Raw genomic sequence first — 19120 nt, 5'->3', positions numbered from 1 at the left:
TTAGTTGTTGCTTTTCTTGCGATTATCGAATCCTTCAGCTCCGCTGAAAACGAATAAATTCTATAATCTAAACAAAACCGCATCATATAGCGATGCGGTCAAGATTAATGTGCACTCTTTATTCATGAAATGAACGTTGACACAATAATGGAGAGGACAGAAATAACCTGAAGAAGCAACGCCAAAAGCTTGCTGAAAGAAAGCTGCTTCGTAAGCATCATCTCGCCTAAAAACTTTCTGAAAGAAAGCCACATCGGAAGCATACGCTTATCACCGGATTTTACCCTTTGAAAAGGGAATCAAAAAAATCCGGGGATAACCGTGATCGAAAGGTTGTTCTGTCATCGCAGTACCTGTGTAAAGTAAATTTACTTCATACTTATGTCTATTCGAATGAAACGCGAGCTACGGAGATCGTCAGATTACCGCTCTTTTTCTTCTCTAGCAGCCAATGGTCGGCTCCCGAGGAGAGCAATGCCGCAGGTTCACTCACGCCATAGGCTCCGGTATATTTGAATACCGTCTCGGATGGATTGGCAAGCTTCACTGTATTCAGTTCCGCAGGGGTGTAGGTCACGAGTTCCCAGCCGTATTTGGCGCAAAGGGCCAACAGGCCTTCTTCATCTTTTTTCAGATCGATCGTGGCAATGTTGCGCACGCTCTTTACGGAAAGGGATAACTCTTCCAAGGTAGCAAGAACTTCCTGCTCCAATTCCTCGATAGATGTGCCGCGATTACAGCCTATGCCGAGCACGAGGCTTTTCGGACGATACAATACACCATTGGTGAGAAAACGTTCCTCTTCTTCTGCCGAAAGCAGGCGGTCGCTGACGACCAGCGCAGCATTGAACGGGAAGGATTCCGTTTCCTCCAGGCTGTTGAAGACACGGATATGATCCGGCACGGGCTTGTTATATCTCCACCAGTTTCGCTCCCCCGTCTCCTGAATAAGAGCTACAGGCTCTTCATTCACAACAGCCGCACTGACAGGTGTCGCCTTGTCGAAGCTGTCTACGATCCAGCCCAACTCCCGGCCAAACATGTCCACAGGGATAGTGCCTTGCACGTCTGAAGCTGTCGTGATGACAGCACGTGCGCCGAGTACTTCTGCGACCTGACGAGTTAACTCGTTCGCACCGCCGAGGTGACCAGAGAGCACGCTAATGACATTTTCGCCGCGGTCATCAATGACCAGGACGGCAGGATCGACTTTTTTGTCCACCAGGATCGGAGCAATCATCCGCACAACTGCACCCAGTGAGATAAACAGAATGATGCCATTATATCGTTTGAACAAATCAGGCAAAATCAGCTTCACCGAGCCTTCAAACAGCTCATAACCCAACTGCTCTTCATCGCCACGAGCAAACTTGCTCATATAATACACGTCCGTGCCCTGGAACTGCCCTGCCAGATTACGCACCATCTCCACACCATGCTTCGTGATGGCAACGGCTGCAAACGGATTACTCACCAGACTTCACTCCCTTGCGATAGCCATGGGTGAAGGATTTATCGTACAACTTGGAACGGTGGGCATCCCGGTTCACAAGATCCGGGTCTAGCGCCCAGCCTGCCAGAATCATTGCATGCATTGTAATGCCGGCGGCACGCAGATCCGCTGCCAGATTGGCAAGCGTGGTCCGTACAATCTTCTGATCAGGCCATGTCGCCCGCTGCACGACTGCCACAGGTGTATCTTCGCTCCAGCCTGCGGCGAGGAATTCAACCACGACTTTTTTTGCCAAAGTTGCACTCAGGAAGAGCGCCACCGTACAGTGATGGGATGCCAGATCACGCAGTTTCTCCCGTTCAGGCACTGGGGTACGGCCTTCTGCACGTGTCAGAATAACGGTCTGTGTGAGTTCCGGTACAGTCAATTCAGCTCCTAACGCAGCGGCCGAAGCAAAGACCGAACTCACACCCGGAATGATCTCATATTCCACGCCCTGCTGTTTCAGCAGTACCATTTGTTCCAAAATTGCGCCGTACATCGCAGGATCACCCGTGTGCACACGAGCTACACTACGACCCGCACGAGTCGCTTCACACATCAGCTCAACCTGACGTTCCAGATCCATGCCAGAGCTTTGCAGTACTTCTGCTTCGGGCTTCGCGGTTGCAATCAGTTCATCATTCACAAGGGAATCCGTATACAACACCAGATCCGCACTTCTAAGAATGTTGGAACCCTTCACCGTAATCAGTTCCGGGTCACCCGGACCTGCACCTACGATATAGACTTTCGCTTCCAATGTCTTCATTTGCTCACCACCATCAGGCTTAGATATTCCAGCTCCTGCCCCTTCAGTTCACGGGCATCGCGCCAGACCAGTTCATATGGAGAAGTGACCTTGGTGACAACCGACGCTTTGCCGCCGAGTCCCATCTCGTCCAACAGTTCCAGCATCGGGTCAAGCACCTTTGCCACTTTGATAAATACAATCGTATCGTGATGTTCAATTGCCTGTCGCATCGCTTCTTTATCTGCCGTAGCCGGGATAATGCCTACCTGCTCATCTCCATCTGCCAAATGTATATCCAGCGCTGCCGCTGCACCCAATACGGATGAGATGCCCGGGATCGAACTAATCGGCACTTCAGGATGCAGCTCTCGCATCAGCCGGGCCAGATGAATAAATGTGCTGTAGAGGTTCGGGTCACCCTCGGTTACAAAGGCAACATCTTTGCCTTCCTTGAGTGCACCCCAGCACGCTTCAACGGTCTTGCCCCATTCGCGTTCAAGCACAACCGGGTCCTTGGTCATCGGGAAGATCAGGCCAAGCATCTCTTTTTCTTCCGGGTTCACATACAGTTCCACGATCTCATGGGCGTATGATTTGCCACCTTTACGTTTCTTTGGATAAGCGACTACGGGACATTCCCGGATCATCCGGAACGCTTTCACGGTAATCAGTTCCGGGTCTCCCGGCCCGACACCCACGCCATACAGCGTGCCTACTGTTTTACCGCTCAACGACACATCTGTATCTGTGATTTCCCCTGTCATACTTCCTGTTGTTGTACTGATGCTATTCTCCCCCTTGTTCGTTCATTGAAAAATCACTCTGCTCCGTCTGCGGATTCCGCTTCTTCGGTTACTGTGTGCTGTCCTGTGATCACGTAAATCGGATTTAATCCGTCAAAACGCGTCATGTTCAGGATCGGCTTGCTGCGCGCCGTCTGAAGTAACGTCACAGAGGCCATCAGGCCCGCTTCGCGCATGGCCTTCATGCTGTCATGCAGCGTCTCGATGGTCGCTGCATTCACCACAATGCGTCCCTCCGGGCGTAGCCGGGACGCACACAAAGCGATCAGTTGGGCGAGTTCACCGCCGCTGCCGCCAATGAACACCGCATCCGGATTCGGTAGTTCGTCCAGCCCTGCTGGAGCTTTGGCATGAAGGACGGTAAAGTCTGTCCGGAATTTGATCCGGTTGGCCTCGATGTTCACGAGGTCCCCTTCGTTTTTTTCAATGGCGAAGACCTGACCCCGCGGCGCCAGCCGCGTGCACTCCACCGCCACCGAGCCTGAACCTGCACCGATATCCCACACAATGCTGTCCTCGCCCAGTTTCAGCTCAGACAAGCTGAACACGCGGACTTCACGCTTGGTGATGAGGCCTTTTTCGGGTTTGCGCTGATGGAATTCCTCATCTGCAAACCCGAAGCCTTTGCGCGGCGCAGGTGCATCCTTGCGGCGCAGCAAAATCACGACGTTCAGCGGGCTGCATTCTGCTGCCGCCAGCTCGTCGAGGGTGTAATGGCGGGCACGTTCGTCTGCCCCGCCCAGGTTCTCTGCAACGTAGGCATCATACTCGGTCATGCCGAATTGTTGCAGATAAGCCCCGATCGCAGCGGGGCTGTTGTGCTCGTCCGTGAGCAGCGCCACTTTGGCTTTGCCATCGATGCGCTGTGCGAGGCCCTTGAGCGGGCGACCGTGCACGCTTTCGAGCACGGCATCATGCCAGCTCTCGCCAAGTTGGGCAAATGCCAGCTGCAGCGAACTGAGATTAGGCCGGATCTCCAGTTGATCCGGGCCGAGTTTGCGCGCTAAATACCCGGCGATGCCGTAGAACAGCGGGTCACCCGAGGCAAGCACAACAACGTTGTGTGTGGCCTGTAACGCTTTTATTTTCACAACGAGATCGCTTAAACCGCTCTTAATCGCTAACCGTTCACCTACAAATGCAGGGAAATACTCTAGCTGGCGCTCTCCGCCAACGAGTACATCTGCCTCCTGAATGAGATTCAGGCTATCTGTTGTTAATCCTGCCGCGCCTTCTTCACCTACGCCGATAATGCGGATTTTACGATTGTTTGCTCCAGTTGCTGTCTTCGAGTTCACTGATTTCCGCCCTCCCCAGTTCCATTCCTTTCATCGTTACCAATACCACTTCTACCGTCACGCCGCCTCCAGCATGTTCCAAACAGTGCCGACAGGCGTATGTACATAACTTTTCAAAATAGGGCAAATAGCCCGCTTCAGTCATCATATCCGCCACCTGAGTCGCCGTGTTGGCTTCCTCGATCGCTTGCGCCAGTTCATCTCCAGCTCCGGTCTCGCGGGCAACGGACGCAAGAAATCCAAAATCCACCGGCGCACTCTTGGAGTGCACCATCATGACGCCTTGAGCCACTTTGGCAAATTTGCCTGGCATCCCAACCAGAGTGATGCGTTTCATGCCCAACCGTTTACCGTGTTTGATCGCAAAGCCGACAAAGTCCCCCATCTGGATAAAAGCTTCCTCCGGCAGTTCGGGCATCATCTTCATGGCATATTTCTCACTGCTGCCACCCGTTGTCAGCACAATATGTTCACAGCCGGATGCCTGAGCAACTGAGATGGCCTGCACCACACTGGCTCTATAAGCAGAGGTGGAGAACGGAACGACCACGCCTCGTGTACCTAAAATGGAGATGCCGCCCAGAATACCGAGACGGGAATTCAGTGTCTTCTTCGCCATCTCTTCGCCGTCCGGCACGCTGATCACAACCCGTACCCCTCTGGCTGTGCCGTGTTCGGCGAGCACCTGGGTGACCGCCTCGGTAATCATGCGGCGCGGAACGGGATTGATTGCCGCTTCGCCTACAGGCACGGGCAGTCCAGGCTTAGTGACTCGGCCTACGCCGATGCCCCCATCCAGTTCCATGCCCGGCTCGTCCCGCCAGGACACATGTGCGATGATCTTCGCCCGATGTGTGGCGTCCGGGTCATCCCCGGCGTCTTTGATGGTGGCACAGGTCGCTACGCCATCGGTCAGTTCCTGCTCGATCAGTTCGAACGAGTGGTCAAAGCCCGCGGGCAATGAAACCACGGCCTGCTCAGGGACATGGCCCGTTAACAGGAGTTGCGTCGCTCCTTTGGCAACGGCTGTGGCACACGCTCCTGTGGTGAAACCGGAACGCATTGGTTTGTCGGGGTCTGGTGTATTGCCGCCTATCATGGGTTTTGAACCTCCCGTCCTTGGTTAGTTAGATGGCATTACGCTGTGTGCGGGGTGGTGGCTTTGGCGCTTGGGTGGCCGCTACGGGTACGGATCGTTCTTATGATCGCTGTTGTCTCCAGATTTCCTTGATTCCCTTTTGTAAAGGGAGAAATCCAGAGACAAAGGCGACCGCTCCGCTTCTTCAGAATCGATTCCGTCCCCTTCGCTGCTACCTGCTTCTGCATCCACCTGGCACAGTGCATAATGCCGCCTCTTGGGCTAAACAATGCCCTGAGGTTTTTTTTGTGGTAACTGATCATTCCATGCCAGTAGGACTTGGCATGGAATGTAGTTACGCGCTTTTGCCCTTGTGTAGATTTCTATTGATTATCTACATGGCTTCGCTTGAACTCATGGCATCAGTGTGCGCCACTGACAAAGGGTTAGTGCCACCTCTTGGGCTAAACAATGCCCTGAGGTTTGTTTGTGGTAACTGGGCATTCCATGCAGTAGGACTTGGCATGGATTGTAGTTACGCGGTTTTGCGTCTATGAATGGATGCCTTTTGATAACATCTACCTTTTAACAAACCGAGGACGCGTTATTGCGGCTACATTCCACAAATGAAAATGGTAACGAATCGTAGAGACGTTCTTTCGTTATACAGATGCTGTTTTCACTACTTTTTGGCGTGTTTTACCGGAATAGCGTTACTTAGGTTCGTTAAAATGTGAAACGGATGATACTCGGCAATATAAGGCCTGTAAGGTTCGTTAAGTTTCGTTAACGCTTGTTTCCGTCACGATTGCCTTTACTAACCTCTGCTCGTTTATCCAAACGACTACGCCTTCACTGCCATCAGGGAGATGGCGTTCAGGGCGGCTACGACGATGGTACTTCCGCCTTTGCGGCCGATGTTGGTGATAAACGGGATGTCGAGTTTGCGCAGCTCGTCTTTGGATTCTGCTGCGGATACGAATCCGACCGGCATACCGATGATCAGGCCTGGTTTCGCTTCGCCTTCTTTGACCAGACGGATCAGTTCCAGCAGTGCTGTTGGTGCGTTACCAATGGCGTAGATTCCGCCTTCGTATAATTGATTAGCTTTACGCGTCGAGATGATGGCCCGAGTGGTGTTCAGGCGTTTGGCTTCTTCCATCACATCGGGATCGGAAATATGTACATGTACATCTCCGCCAAAACCGCGAATGCGATCCTTGCTTACCCCAGCCTGAATCATCTGTACGTCAGCGATGACGGATTGGCCGGCGCGAAGCGCTGCAATTCCCGCTTGAATGGCATCCGGGTGGAACACCATGCTCCGGCCCAGTTCGAAGTCAGCCGAGGCGTGAATGACCCGCTGTACCACGGGATATTGCTCAGCCGTGAACGGATGCTCACCCAGTTCCTCCGTGATCATCTCAAAGCTCTTACCCTCAATCTCCTGTGGTTGTACGGTCAACGGTTTAAATTCCGTTTTGAAATCCATGTGCATTTCACTCCTTCTACTAGTGGTGTCATTCAAAAATTCATTATTCAAATTAAAACTATTGGGGTGCTCTACTGCACCAATACACGATTCAACTCATCCAACACACCTTCAAAATGGTCAAACACCGTTCCAAATTCAGCCTCGGGGCGTGAAATCAACACGACATGAATGCCCAGCTCCAGTGCAGATTGGATTTTCTCATCCACCGCTCCGGTCTTGCCGCTCTCCTTGGTCACCATTACTGTCGTCGCATAGTGCTTGTACAAGGCTTCATTCATTTCACGGGAAAAAGGTCCCTGTATCGCAATAATATTGCGCTGTTCAACGCCAAGCTCACCGCATTTCTCCATATTATCGAGACGTGGAAGCATGCGGGCAACGAGACGAATATCCGGATCACCGAGCAGGTGCTTGGTGAAAATCTGTAACGTTTTACTACCTGTCGTCAGCATGACCGAGCCCTTCAGTTCTTTGGCCTTGAGTGCCGCTTCATCGTAAGAAGACACGACATGCAGCAACGCATGATCATCGTACGCGAGACCCGTTCGCTCGTAACGAATGTATGGAATACCCGCCTGTTTGGCTGCTTCCATCGCATTGGCATGTGCTTCTTCGGCAAACGGATGACTTGCATCCACGATGGCACGGCTACCTTTTTCACGCACAAGTTCCACCATCGCTTCCACAGTCAAACGGCCTGTCCGAACAGGTAATCCGGCCTCTGTCAGGCTATGGGCAGCACTGTCGGTTACAACAGAAGTCAGTACGTCTGTACCTTGCTGCTGGATCTGTAGAGCCAGTTCCCTGGCATCACTTGTACCACACAACATGAAGATCATGGACGATTCACCTGCTCCGAAGTTGCTGCAACCTGTGACTGATCGGGAGAAGCCACTTCTTGTACGATTTCTTCTGCGTCATCTGAGTTGTTCCGATGAACTTCTTGCTCGTGATGCGTATGATGCAACTCTTCGTCGTGATCATGATGATAATCGAGTGATGTTTGACGATCGACGGCAGTATGCGTGTGATCATGATCGTGTTCATGCTTATGCTGGTCATCGTGTGCATGTACGTGCTGATGATCATGCTCGTCATGATGATGCGAGTGATCATGGTCCGAATGATCGTGGTCGTGATCGTGGTGATGATCGTGGTCATGCCCATGGTCGTGATCATGATGGTGGTGATGGTGTTTGGCTGCTTCAAGTCTGAATTGGCAGTTATCACAGTTGGCTGTTACACGTCCATATAACCCCTCATGAGCCCGCTCCAGTACCAGTTCAACTAGCTTCGGGTGGAAGCCAAAATATCCGCCAACCTCGACCTGAATGTCTGGATGTGCCGCTGCAAATTCTGCGGTCATTTCATCAATACGCTTGATCAGTACACCTGTGAACAGGAAATAAGGCATGATGATGATTTTCTTCGCGCCAAGCAATAGACAACGCTCCAATCCATCCGGGAAAGAGGGCTGAGTCACGCCAATAAAGCTGCTTTCCGTCCACTTGTACGGCAGTTTCTCCCATAACATCCGGGTCATTTTGAAAAAGTCACTGTTGGCATCCGGGTCACTGCTTCCCCGTCCAAGCACCAGTACGGCGGTCTCTTCATCCGTCACCGGAGCAGGTGGAGCCGCTACGGCTGTACCGCCTTGGGATGCGACAAGTACAGGTTGTGCTTCTTGCAGACGGGTCTGCATGATCTGAACAACTTTCTCATGAACACCGATGGGACGACCATATACGAATTCCACCTGCGGATAACGTGCCTTGGCGCGGTCAATGGCGTTAGGAATATCAATCTTGGCATGACCGGCAGCAAACAGAATGATCGGCACCAACACAACACGTGTTGCACCTCGGTCCACACAAGCGGTAACACCTTCAGCAATACTTGGTCTCGTTAATTCCAGAAAACAGGTCTCCACCAACGTATTCTCTGGTGCCTTCGCTGCTACCTCATGTGCAAACTCCTTCAATTCCCGGTTCCCCTCAGGGTCACGGCTCCCGTGTCCCACCAACAATATTGCATCCATCTTTCGTTATTCCTCCCCCGTCTGACCCACAGATCAGACTTTTCATATTCATTTGGCATTCCAGTTCATCCGGCTAAAACTACGCCAAACCAGTCATTCCATCCATTCACCGCATTAATCGTAAAAATTAATTCATCTATGTCAGCTGAAATCCAGCGAATATTGCGAAATATTAGATAGGTCCTGACAGGCTACACCATCACGTCTCCACGAAAGAAGCCATGCAGGCAAGGACTCAATTAATACTTACTCAAGGCTTAGTTAGGTATTTAGTAAGGAATTAAGTATGGAATTAGTCACCACATATCGGGTTTACTTCCACAGTGACTGGTGCATCCACATGGCGGAAGCCCTGAATTACACCAACTCGTTTGAAGAACTTGTGGAATCGCTCATTCGGATGGCCTTTTTCCTTGTAATCGGCCACAATTCGTTCCACAATTCCACCAATCTGATCACCCGGGATTCCCTCCGCTACGGGCTGGGCAGGGTGAGCATTGCGGCCGAATTTCTTGCCACCGAGGAACAGGTCATATGCACCTTTGCGATACACGATGCCGATATCCTCCAGCACTGCCCCGTAACATGCCATACCGCAGCCATTCAGCGCCACACTTGTTTCTTTCGGTGCACCCAGTCCGCCTATCACGGCCTGTAAATGGTTAGCCATCGGGACAGCATCGTCCTTCTCCATATTGCAGAAGTCACAAGCCTTCACTTTGATGACATCGCCAATCGGTACAACGATAAAATTCGCTGCACGCAGCTCTTTAACCAGCGAGTCCGGTTCAAATGTCGGCACTCTCAGAATAATCTGGTGCTCCGGCGTGTACTCCAGTTCGCCGTCTTCACTTGCACACTGCGCCAGCAGCGCCATCTGGGCTGCGGTGAATTTTTTGTTGCCCACGCCGGGCGACACGCCGACTTCAAACAGCGGCGCCTTACGCCCAGGCTCGGGCACGGTGCGTACCGCCGTTGCGGTCGCAGCCTGCGGTGCACTTGCCTCTCGGCTCGGCGCTGCTGCATCCAGCCAGCGGCTCGCCGATTCGCCCGCTAGCGCGCCACCTGCCGCGAGCCGTGTCAGCGCCTCGGCGGCAAGCGCAGCTGCTCCGGCGCGTGGCGCTTCGGCGACTCCGCCCGGAGCGGCCTCTGCCGCAACGGGCGCAGGTCGCTCGCCAGCAAGCACGGCGGTGCCAGCGCTGCTCGCCGGGCTTGCCGCAGGCGTAGCGGCAGCTGCCCCTGCGACAGCGGGCGGCTGCCCTTGCGGAGCCGTGCCCGCTCCGGCGCTTGCGCCGCGCAGGGCTGGCTCCGCCTGTGGCTGCGCGGCCGATGCATCGCTGGCCGGGCTCTCGCCCGCTGCCTCGCCGGAGGCGGCAGAGCGGGCTTCCCTTGCGCCGAGCGACCATGGCTCGGCTTCTGTGCGTAGTCGCTCATGAGGTCTGAGCGACTGTTCCGCGGTGTTCAGCGTATATTTCCGCTGATACCCGCGCGGGGTGACCATGAGTCCTTCGTACATCATGGTCGAAGAGTTGCCGATAATCACGGTCGTCAGCATGCCGATATCATGATTCAGCATATCCTCCAGTGTGGTCATGACAACATCCTGACGCTCACGGTATGCACTTTTCACCAGACCTACCGGGGTCTGTGGGTCACGATAACGCAGAATCATTTCCTGTGTCTCCACGATCTGGCGTGTGCGCCGTCCACTGCGTGGATTGTACAGGGCAATGACAAAATCAGCGGACGCTGCGGCTTCGACCCGGCGAATAATGGTCTCCCACGGCGTAAGGTGATCACTAAGGCTGATCGTACATGCATCATGCATAACGGGGGCACCAAGCAGTGATGCACAGGACTGAATGGCCGATACGCCCGGAATAACTTCGACGGCAACACCCGTATCCGGCTTCCAGCCTTGCTCCATCAGCACCTCGTACACCAGTCCAGCCATACCATATACGCCTGCGTCACCGCTGGAAATTACGGCAACAATTTTGCCCATCTCCGCTTGTCTGACTGCTTCTTGTGCACGGCTTACTTCCTCCGTCATACCTGTGCGCACAATCGCTTGCCCGTTCAACAGAGGGCGAATAAGATCCACATAAGTGTTGTATCCGATAATTACCTCGCTCTCCTGAAGTGCTTCGAGTGCCCGCTTGGTGATATGTTCCATTGCTCCTGGACCGAACCCGATAATCAGCAGCTTGCCTTGATCTTGCATTACTTCTCCTCCTTCATCACACTTGTCGTACTGATCTAAACAGTGAAGAAGGGCGGCTATGCCGACCTTCTCCCCCACTGTACTGCATGTCCAACTCGTCAGCTCTGTTTACTCAGACTATCAACAAGGCTCTTACATCACCTGTTATGATCCAACTAATCTATTCTTCTACCTGCAATTTCCCTACATAGGGCAGGTATCACAAGGATGTACATTTATCTATAAAAACAAAAAAATCCCATCCTTGTAACGGATGGGATACGCATGTACGTACACTCAAGAACATAGTCCAGACTCCCTGAGGGTAGTCCTGTGACTATGTGGCCCAAGGGGGGCCAGCCAGGCGAACCGCTTGTTCGCCCATTTCCTGATTCTTCGTACACCACTCCTTTCCGCGAAGGGTTCGGTGACACATGCAAGGTAGGTCTCCTGGCTTTGGATCATCAGCTTCCTTTTCTGTCTTCCCCGGCTTTCCGAGTGACTTGGATCAAAAAGGGCTTCACCATTACAGTGGCGGGACCGCTCGGGACTTTCACCCGATTCCCTGTTACCTCTTGCTGCACGCAAGAGCACCTTGCTTGTTTTCATTCAATATTGTTTTCATAATAACACCGCGCAGGAAATAATGTCCATGCTTATGATACTTGTCCGTTCTTCTATTTTCAGACAAAACAGAAAAAAGTCCTGATCCAAAAAAACGGATCAGAACCTGATGTAACATATACATATAAGATTCGTTTTAAACCATGCATCTACCTAATGATTAAATACATCCATAGTCATTGATAACTATGATTGCAGGCCACTACTCTTGGCCGCACGCCCCGCAGCGAAGTAACGTCCAAGCTCAACGATGAGTGCTCCCATCTTCTCTTCCTCCGGAATGACCAGCGCCTCAATGCCTTCTTCACGCATGGAGTTTGCTGTAACTTTACCTACAGATGCAGGAATTACGCCTTGTCTGAAGGCAGCAAGCATCTGCTCAAGCTTGTCCTGGGAGGCCGCGTATTGCGTCAGGAATCTGACCTGAGGGCCACTTGTGAACGCAACGGCATCTACCTCGAACTTTAGAATTTCATTCAACAGCTGTTCCAGCTCTGCCTCTTCCGGCGGTACATGCCGGTAAGGGAGCACTTGTCTGACGATTGCACCTTGTTCTTCCAACCATGCGACGAGTTTGGGAGCTGTCTCCCCATGAAGCTGCAATATGACCTTTTTCCCTGCGAGATCATGTGGGGCGAATTCTCGAATGAGCCCGTCCGTGCTACCATCATCATCTCGTACCAGTGGTGTTAACTTGCGCTTTTTGAGCGCATTCACCGTCTTGTATCCCCTCGCTGCAATGGAGGATTCCGATAATACATCCAACAATTGTCCTGCGACTTCCATATCCTCAGCCATTTCAAACAATGCATCCAATCCCATACCCGTCGTCAACACCGCCCAGTCTGGCGGGTCTGAGATCCAGGATACCAACCCATCCCTGATACTCCGATCATCCAGGAATACAGTCCCTTGTGCCGGTCGCACAAGTGGGATTCCCCCCATTTTTTCAACCAGTATGGACATTTCTTTCGATTTTCGTGGTCCTGTCAATGCTACACGCACACCTGCCAAATGTTGAGCCATTCATGTTCCCCCCGTTAGTCCAGCCGAATGTTCATCAGTCTGACTACAGTATACAGGGTACTTCTGTGTAGGGAAACTGTGCTTACCCTATTTTTGCCCGTTCAGCTATAAGGATTTTTGATGAAATGTATCAGGAAGGCTGGAGTTCCCCACCATGAGAATCCTGCCTTCTTTTCTCTCCGTTCTTCTCCGAATCAGTGGATTCTTGTCCCTGTTCATGCTTCTCTTTCTTGGACTGCTCTCCCGACCTCTGGTGGGCAGATTCTTTTTTATCCTTTTTGCGAGGACGAAGGAAAAGAAACAGCACAATCGGGAACAGTACTTCAAAAACAATGGCAATCCATGTCCATTCCCGGGTAAAACGATACAACTGAATGGCGTTTCTGAAAAACCAGAATGCACAAACAAAGCCTAACAGTGCCACCGGACCAGTCAGGACCTTTCCGGAAACGTTTGGAATCATTCGCTTCAGTCCCCAACAGACAAAGTACAGATCAAATGCAATTTTGGTAATCATGGTAGGCAAGGTTGCCGCTGCCAGCGCCAGGTCAAACCGATCCAGGAAATCACTAATTTGCAGCTGCCTTGCAAGTTCATACGAAGGGTATACCAGTCTGGAGGCAATGGGCACACCAATCGACGTGATGGTTTCCACAAGAATCAACATCATCAGCAATCCCGAGATTATTATGCCCCATAACACAGACTTGAAGCGAAAATCACTGCCCTTGACGACAAAAGGCAAGGCGATCATCTCGCCGTAAAAAGAAAATATGTACCAACTCCCTTTGCCTACACCTGCCGTATCGACATGAAAATAGGGCATCAGATTGTCCATATTGATCTGCTTGATAAGCATGAAAGGCACAATGATAGAGTTCAACAGGAACAGGGTAACATAGAGTTCCGACATTCCGATCAACGAACCAAGCCCACCTCGGACGATAAATACCGCCATAATCATGAGGGACAATACCACAATGGATATCGGTGTTGTCTCCAGCAAGGTTATACTTACATAATCGCCAATTAATCGGATATCTCTTGCGAATATGAAGAAAAAAAACAAAATGTACATTACACCTGCGAGTCTTCCCATAAAGGGGAACCGGTCAGCAAGGGCCTCAAATAGATCCTGATTCGGAAATCTCCGCTGGATTCGGCTTACCATCCACATGGATATAATCATCACGAGAATAACTGGCACATACGAGAGATAAGCGTGCTGTTCCGCATAATAAATAGCCTGCGCATGGGGTTGAATCAACGTGCCCGTAATACTGAGCAGTAGCACGAGTAGTACAATCTGTCGAGAAGTCACACTTTGATTCATACCATACCTCCCTTCCATCATTCAATCTGTACTTCGCACCACCCCCAGTCCCCATCTACGGTAACGGTAAGAATCGCTGGATGAAATGACTGATCCATACCGATACAAAAAAGGTTTTACTTAAATGGGTTACATAGAGCCAAAGGCCTGTTCCTAATGCAATCAGACCGTAGGATAACCAGCGATTAATGGCTGCGGCCTGCTTCAGATGTCTAAAGTCCATCACAATGACAATGATGACCATCCCCAGATAGGTGAATAAAAGTGGTTTAATCATGTACGATATCCTCCTCAACGACACCGATCGGTTTATTGATTACCCCTACATTTTCAATAATGACGTGGGGAATAACGTTTACCTCAACATCAGGATAGATATCATCCCATCGATCTTTCATTTTGTCCCACTCTTTAGGCAATTGTTGATGGATCGACCGGCCGATCCCGAGAATATCGGCATGATATTTTTGCTGTATTAACCGAACTCCTTCAACGATATCCTCTTTTATTTTTTTGTGGATCGCGTCACTTAATTTCAGAATCTCTTTTTCACGCAGATCACCGTAATTCGATTCGTTATCTACTATCACGCCTTTGGCGTACAATTGAACGGTCACAGTAACCTTGTCATTCTTGACACTGGGGTGCAGTGAAGAATTGTTCTCGTTCAGCTTGATGAATATATCTCCTTCTCCGCGTGGAGCCTTGACCATAACTTCGGGCGCATTGGCTTCCCCCATAGCGAGAATTAAGGCATCGGCGGGAGCCTTGTCAATCATGCCAACCAGCTTGTCTTTCTTGAACACGGCCAATCCATCCAGCTTGATGTTTGTTTTCGCGTCCTTCCAATTTTTTGGAACATTTTCCACTTTTGAAGCAACAGGCAGGAATGGATCTACCCCATCACTAAGGATGGAATCGATGAACGTTTTAAGGGAACGTGGATTACGCATATTTAGAAAGCACAACTCTCTCACCATCTCAGATGGAAACTTCTCTATAGGTGCATCCGTATCCATGACTTCATATGCTGCGCCTTTCGTAACAACTGGTAATGCAGAGAATCGGTTGAGCGGGTACCGTGTGAACAGATCGAGCATCGGAGCCACGCCATCCCGGGCAAGTTCCTCTCCAATAAGCATGGTACGACGGTGCGCATAATAAATCTTGCGAGATAGTGCTTTTTGGCCTTCAAGTGTTGTCCCCCTCAGTGTCTTTGCGGTATTGGATAACATGAACCAGGATTTGTCCCCGCTTGTACCCCCACCACCTCCCGAACTGCCGGTAGAACCGGATTGTCCAGGCAGAGCGATCTGGAGACTGGATCTGTAGTTGTCCTCCTCCTTATCAACAGCTATGCCAATCACAAAGGCAATATCATTAATTTCCTTACGATCCCAACATCCTGCTATGAAGATGGTACACAGTAGTAACATCAACGCAGCACGGAATTTACGAATAAGAAACATCTGTTCACCATCCTTCCTCAGCTTCAGGCGAACCATTGATATTGCCTTTCATCCGTTTCTGGTTATCCAGAACCGTAGAAGGACGATTGATCATCTTCCACCACGGCACACGAATAAGAATATCCTTGGTGTCTGTCTTACTGTAAGGGCTAAGACCTGACAGATAAGGTACACCAAACGAAGTCATCTGTGTCAGATGCACCGAGATCAGGACCAAGCCAATGACAATGCCATACAGTCCAAGCATACCCGCCAATAACATGATCGGAAATCGCAATAGACGCACAGTAATTGCAAAGTTAAACCGCGGAATTGTAAAGGAAGCTATACCTGTCATGGATACGATAATAACCATCGGTGCAGACACAATCCCTGCCTGAACTGCGGCCTGCCCGATCACAAGTGCGCCGAGAATACTGACCGCTTGACCCACTGTTTTGGGTAACCTGACCCCGGCTTCCCGAAGGGCTTCGAACGATAGCTCCATGATGAGGGCTTCCACCAAAGCCGGAAAAGGGATGGCTTCCCGTGCACCAGCAATACTCAGAATTAGCGTGGTAGGTAACATATCCTGATGAAATGTCGTGATTGAGATATACAATGCTGGTAGAAATAGAGCAATAGCTACGAATAAAAAGCGAATCCAGCGTACCAGATTACTGATGAAGAAACGTTCATAATAATCCTCACTAGCCTGAAGCATCTGCCACATCGTGACTGGCGCAATTAACGCAAAGGGAGTGCCGTCTACCAAAATGGCAAATCGCCCTTCCAACAGGTTGCCTGCTACTGTATCCGGGCGCTCCGAATAGTGCATCTGCGGGAATGGAGAAAACGGGTGGTCTTCAATCAGTTCCTCGATATAACCCGTCTCCAGAATGCCATCGATCTTTATTTTTTCCAGACGTTTCTTCACGTCCCGTATCAACTTCGGATCAGCAATATCGTCCAGATAGGTCAGAACGATATCGGTCTTGGTTTCGGTGCCTAGTGTCATACTCACCATCTTGAGAGAGGGAGTTTTCAGCTTGAACCGCAGTAAAGCCGTATTCACACGGAGTGTTTCGGTAAATCCCTCCCGCGGTCCCCGAATCACGGATTCTGTCTGCGGTTCCTCCACACCACGTCTGACACCGCCTTTGACATTGAACATCCAGGCTTCGCGACTCCCATCGACAACCAAAAGAGCAGAGGATGCCAGCACCCCTTCTGTCGCAGCAGCCCAAGTATCCACTCGCTTCACCTGTGTCAGTTCAACACGTGTATCATCCAGTGGAACATCTGGTTCATCTGTACGCTGCTGCACCAGCCCTCGAATAATTGGGCGCAGCATATGCTCCTGGATGTCAGCCGAGTTAACAATGCCTTCAATATAGACCAGAAGCCCTTTCACTTCCGGCGTAATCATGACGTTGCGAAAAACCACATCCGAGCATTCGGAGAAGATCTCCTTTACCGCTTGAACCTGAGTTTCATGTACTGCACTAATCGGCTGCCGTAGAAAAGGCGGGGATGGCAGTCCCAAAGGGATATGTTTTTTCTCTTCTGAAGCTCGTCCCGGTTGTTGGGACTTGTCTTTCCCAGATGTTTTGTCCGCCATATGCCGCCCCTCCGTTCTTGTTTTTTATACAAGGTAGCTTGTGCCAGACAGCCGGGAATTATGTGATCTTTTTTGCAAAATTACGATTAAATTCTCTGAGTTCAGACAGCAAAAAGGCCTCTGTATTTAACAGAGACCTTTTTATCTATTCCAGATCCTATTTAACTATTTAACCTATTATTCAGTTAATCCGCAAAATAATCTTCAGGCACATAGCGAATCTCCGACTTCGCATAGATGCTTAGCGTGTGACTCTCCTCGTCGTACACGACCCGTTCACCATCTACGTAGTACCAGTGTTTCAAAAGGGGCTGATCTTTGCGTTGGACGAAGCGAAATACGTTCAGTTCCTGTCTAAGCTCCACAATCTGTTCCACAATCTGCTCGTCCAGACCCGTCACGGTAAATATGAAGCCTGTACCCTCCTGTTGGAATCGATAGGACAGGGAATCTGTTTTGCTATTAGCCAGTCCTCGCCCGGTCACCGCATGTTTGACCATAAACCATTCCTGTTGCGCCATACGTGTATATCCTCCTTCATCTTGGAGTTCATTTCATCAGCCATCTATGGCAAATCAATAATCATATAGAACGTATCTTCGTTTGCTTGCAGTTCAATTGAATTTCGCTGTTCCACACGAGCCGTGTCGCCTTCGCTCAACAGGTACTCTCCATCCAATCCCAGCTTGCCTTCGATGGAGAAAATATACATCCGACGGCCCGAATCCTGATTGAAGGTTAACGTTTCGTCTTTTGCTAATCGGCCAAGATAGATCGTCATATCCTGATGAATGCTCGCAACTCTTGGTCCCCCATCTGGGGATACAATCGGCACGAGTGCTCCTGCCAGTGCCGCTGGATCAAATGATGTGGTCTCATACGAGGGTTGCAGCCCTTTCGTATGCGGCATGAACCAGAGCTGAAGCAGACGTACTTCTTCGGTATCGGATGCATTATGCTCGGTATGAATCATGCCACTGCCTGCTGACATTCGCTGAATACCGCCAAAACCTGTAACGGCGACATTACCCAGATTATCTTCATGTCGTAGCTTGCCTCTGAGTACGATGGACACAATCTCCATATCACTATGTGGGTGAGCTCCAAAACCGCGACCAGGCGCAATTACATCGTCGTTCGCTACCCGCATTGGTCCAAACGCCGTATTCTCCGGCTCTTGGTATTCTCCGAAAGAAAAGCTGTGACTACCCCGGAGCCAGCCTCGATCAAAGCTGGAGCGGGCATCGGATGGAATGACGTTAATCATAAAATGCATCCTCCTTATTTTTTCTTAGTAGCATACTTATTCTCATTGTAACAAACCACAGGCATGTCGTCCAAACTAAAAAAGTTCTCTACCGATCAGGCCGGTTCGCAAATACAATTTCCGAACCGGCCTGGCCAATAAAGAACCTCGTTACATGACTAATCCTGCACTTTATTATTTTTTAGCAATCGTTAGTCGCTTCAAGCACTCACATTCTGACGAGCGTTACCCTGTCTGGAGAAAAGATAATCCACAGCCAGGAAGCGGCTTCCTGTGAAGAGCAGTGTAAGGGAACCCGCCAACAGCAGGTAATCGAACTCGGTACCACTCAAGAATGGCTGACCCACTTTGGCTGTAAGCAGAACACCACCCATAACGATAACAAACAGGGCAGCAAACACACGTGTTCCGAGACCCAGAATCATCGCTGCACCACCTACCAACTCAATAATCGCTACAACGGATGCGAGAAATCCGGGAATACCGATACTTTCAAAAAATCCTACCGTACCGCTAATTCCACCTTCGAATTTACTCCAACCATGCAATACAAAGATCAAACCAATCATAATCCTGGAGAAAAGCAGTCCAATCTCTACACTTTTATTATTCATGTTCATCTTCCTTCCTCGTTATATTC

The 19120-nt window shown here is 50.5% G+C and carries 18 protein-coding genes and 1 riboswitch; all 18 genes read right to left on the bottom strand.

Annotated elements, in window-relative coordinates:
• Positions 1-385: 385 nt before the first annotated feature.
• The gene (locus AB4111_RS21345) at positions 386-1474 is read right to left on the bottom strand and encodes a cobalt-precorrin 5A hydrolase (RefSeq protein WP_442033130.1); all 1089 of its coding nucleotides are present in this window, start codon (positions 1472-1474) and stop codon (positions 386-388) included.
• Positions 1467-2264, bottom strand: coding sequence for a precorrin-4 C(11)-methyltransferase (cobM, locus tag AB4111_RS21340; protein ID WP_076332461.1), 798 nt, complete (start codon positions 2262-2264; stop codon positions 1467-1469). Before cobM ends, AB4111_RS21345 begins: the two co-directional genes overlap by 8 nt.
• Entirely contained in the window at positions 2261-3010 is a 750-nt protein-coding gene (gene cobI, locus AB4111_RS21335) for a precorrin-2 C(20)-methyltransferase (RefSeq protein ID WP_442033129.1), read from the bottom strand. Before cobI ends, cobM begins: the two co-directional genes overlap by 4 nt.
• Before the next feature lie 53 nt (positions 3011-3063).
• Positions 3064-4347: a precorrin-6y C5,15-methyltransferase (decarboxylating) subunit CbiE gene (cbiE, locus tag AB4111_RS21330; RefSeq protein ID WP_442033128.1), complete on the bottom strand. Its 1284-nt coding sequence runs from the start codon at positions 4345-4347 to the stop codon at positions 3064-3066.
• Complete coding sequence (locus AB4111_RS21325; protein ID WP_442033127.1) at positions 4310-5446, bottom strand: cobalt-precorrin-5B (C(1))-methyltransferase; 1137 nt, start codon at positions 5444-5446, stop codon at positions 4310-4312. Before AB4111_RS21325 ends, cbiE begins: the two co-directional genes overlap by 38 nt.
• A 38-nt stretch (positions 5447-5484) precedes the next feature.
• Complete coding sequence (locus AB4111_RS21320; protein WP_442033126.1) at positions 5485-5691, bottom strand: hypothetical protein; 207 nt, start codon at positions 5689-5691, stop codon at positions 5485-5487.
• A 578-nt stretch (positions 5692-6269) separates the two neighbouring features.
• Entirely contained in the window at positions 6270-6917 is a 648-nt protein-coding gene (locus tag AB4111_RS21315; RefSeq protein WP_278297837.1) for a precorrin-8X methylmutase, read from the bottom strand.
• Between the two features lie 71 nt (positions 6918-6988).
• On the bottom strand, positions 6989-7759 hold the full coding sequence (gene cobK / locus AB4111_RS21310) for a precorrin-6A reductase (protein WP_442033125.1): 771 nt from the start codon (positions 7757-7759) through the stop codon (positions 6989-6991).
• A complete protein-coding gene (locus AB4111_RS21305; protein WP_442033124.1) occupies positions 7756-8958 on the bottom strand; it encodes a sirohydrochlorin chelatase in 1203 nt (400 codons plus the stop codon). The genes cobK and AB4111_RS21305 overlap by 4 nt, the downstream gene beginning before the upstream one ends.
• 292 nt (positions 8959-9250) lie before the next feature.
• Positions 9251-11182: a precorrin-3B C(17)-methyltransferase gene (gene cobJ, locus AB4111_RS21300; protein WP_442033123.1), complete on the bottom strand. Its 1932-nt coding sequence runs from the start codon at positions 11180-11182 to the stop codon at positions 9251-9253.
• Between the two features lie 402 nt (positions 11183-11584).
• Positions 11585-11774, bottom strand: a riboswitch (cobalamin riboswitch).
• Between the two features lie 197 nt (positions 11775-11971).
• Positions 11972-12811, bottom strand: a complete 840-nt coding sequence (locus AB4111_RS21295; RefSeq protein WP_442033122.1) for a uroporphyrinogen-III synthase — start codon at positions 12809-12811, stop codon at positions 11972-11974.
• A gap of 130 nt (positions 12812-12941) precedes the next feature.
• Positions 12942-14144: a GerAB/ArcD/ProY family transporter gene (locus AB4111_RS21290; protein WP_442033121.1), complete on the bottom strand. Its 1203-nt coding sequence runs from the start codon at positions 14142-14144 to the stop codon at positions 12942-12944.
• A gap of 55 nt (positions 14145-14199) precedes the next feature.
• A complete protein-coding gene (locus AB4111_RS21285) occupies positions 14200-14421 on the bottom strand; it encodes a hypothetical protein (protein ID WP_442033120.1) in 222 nt (73 codons plus the stop codon).
• Positions 14414-15613 carry a Ger(x)C family spore germination protein gene (locus AB4111_RS21280; protein ID WP_442033119.1) on the bottom strand — a complete coding sequence of 400 codons (1200 nt, stop codon included), beginning with the start codon at positions 15611-15613 and terminating at the stop codon, positions 14414-14416. Before AB4111_RS21280 ends, AB4111_RS21285 begins: the two co-directional genes overlap by 8 nt.
• A 4-nt stretch (positions 15614-15617) precedes the next feature.
• Positions 15618-17213 carry a spore germination protein gene (locus AB4111_RS21275; RefSeq protein ID WP_442033118.1) on the bottom strand — a complete coding sequence of 532 codons (1596 nt, stop codon included), beginning with the start codon at positions 17211-17213 and terminating at the stop codon, positions 15618-15620.
• 185 nt (positions 17214-17398) lie between these two features.
• Entirely contained in the window at positions 17399-17734 is a 336-nt protein-coding gene (locus tag AB4111_RS21270) for a hypothetical protein (RefSeq protein WP_442033117.1), read from the bottom strand.
• Between the two features lie 44 nt (positions 17735-17778).
• Positions 17779-18480 (bottom strand): pirin family protein, encoded by a 702-nt coding sequence (locus AB4111_RS21265; protein ID WP_442033116.1) that lies wholly within the window; start codon positions 18478-18480, stop codon positions 17779-17781.
• Positions 18481-18680: 200 nt separating this feature from the next.
• Positions 18681-19094: a DoxX family protein gene (locus AB4111_RS21260; RefSeq protein ID WP_442033115.1), complete on the bottom strand. Its 414-nt coding sequence runs from the start codon at positions 19092-19094 to the stop codon at positions 18681-18683.
• Between the last annotated feature and the right edge of the window lie 26 nt (positions 19095-19120).

Source organism: Paenibacillus sp. 2KB_22, from assembly GCF_052115745.1.
Lineage (GTDB): Bacteria > Bacillota > Bacilli > Paenibacillales > Paenibacillaceae > Paenibacillus.
Note: the sequence above shows the minus strand (reverse complement) of the source record. Positions and strands in the feature narration are given on the sequence as shown.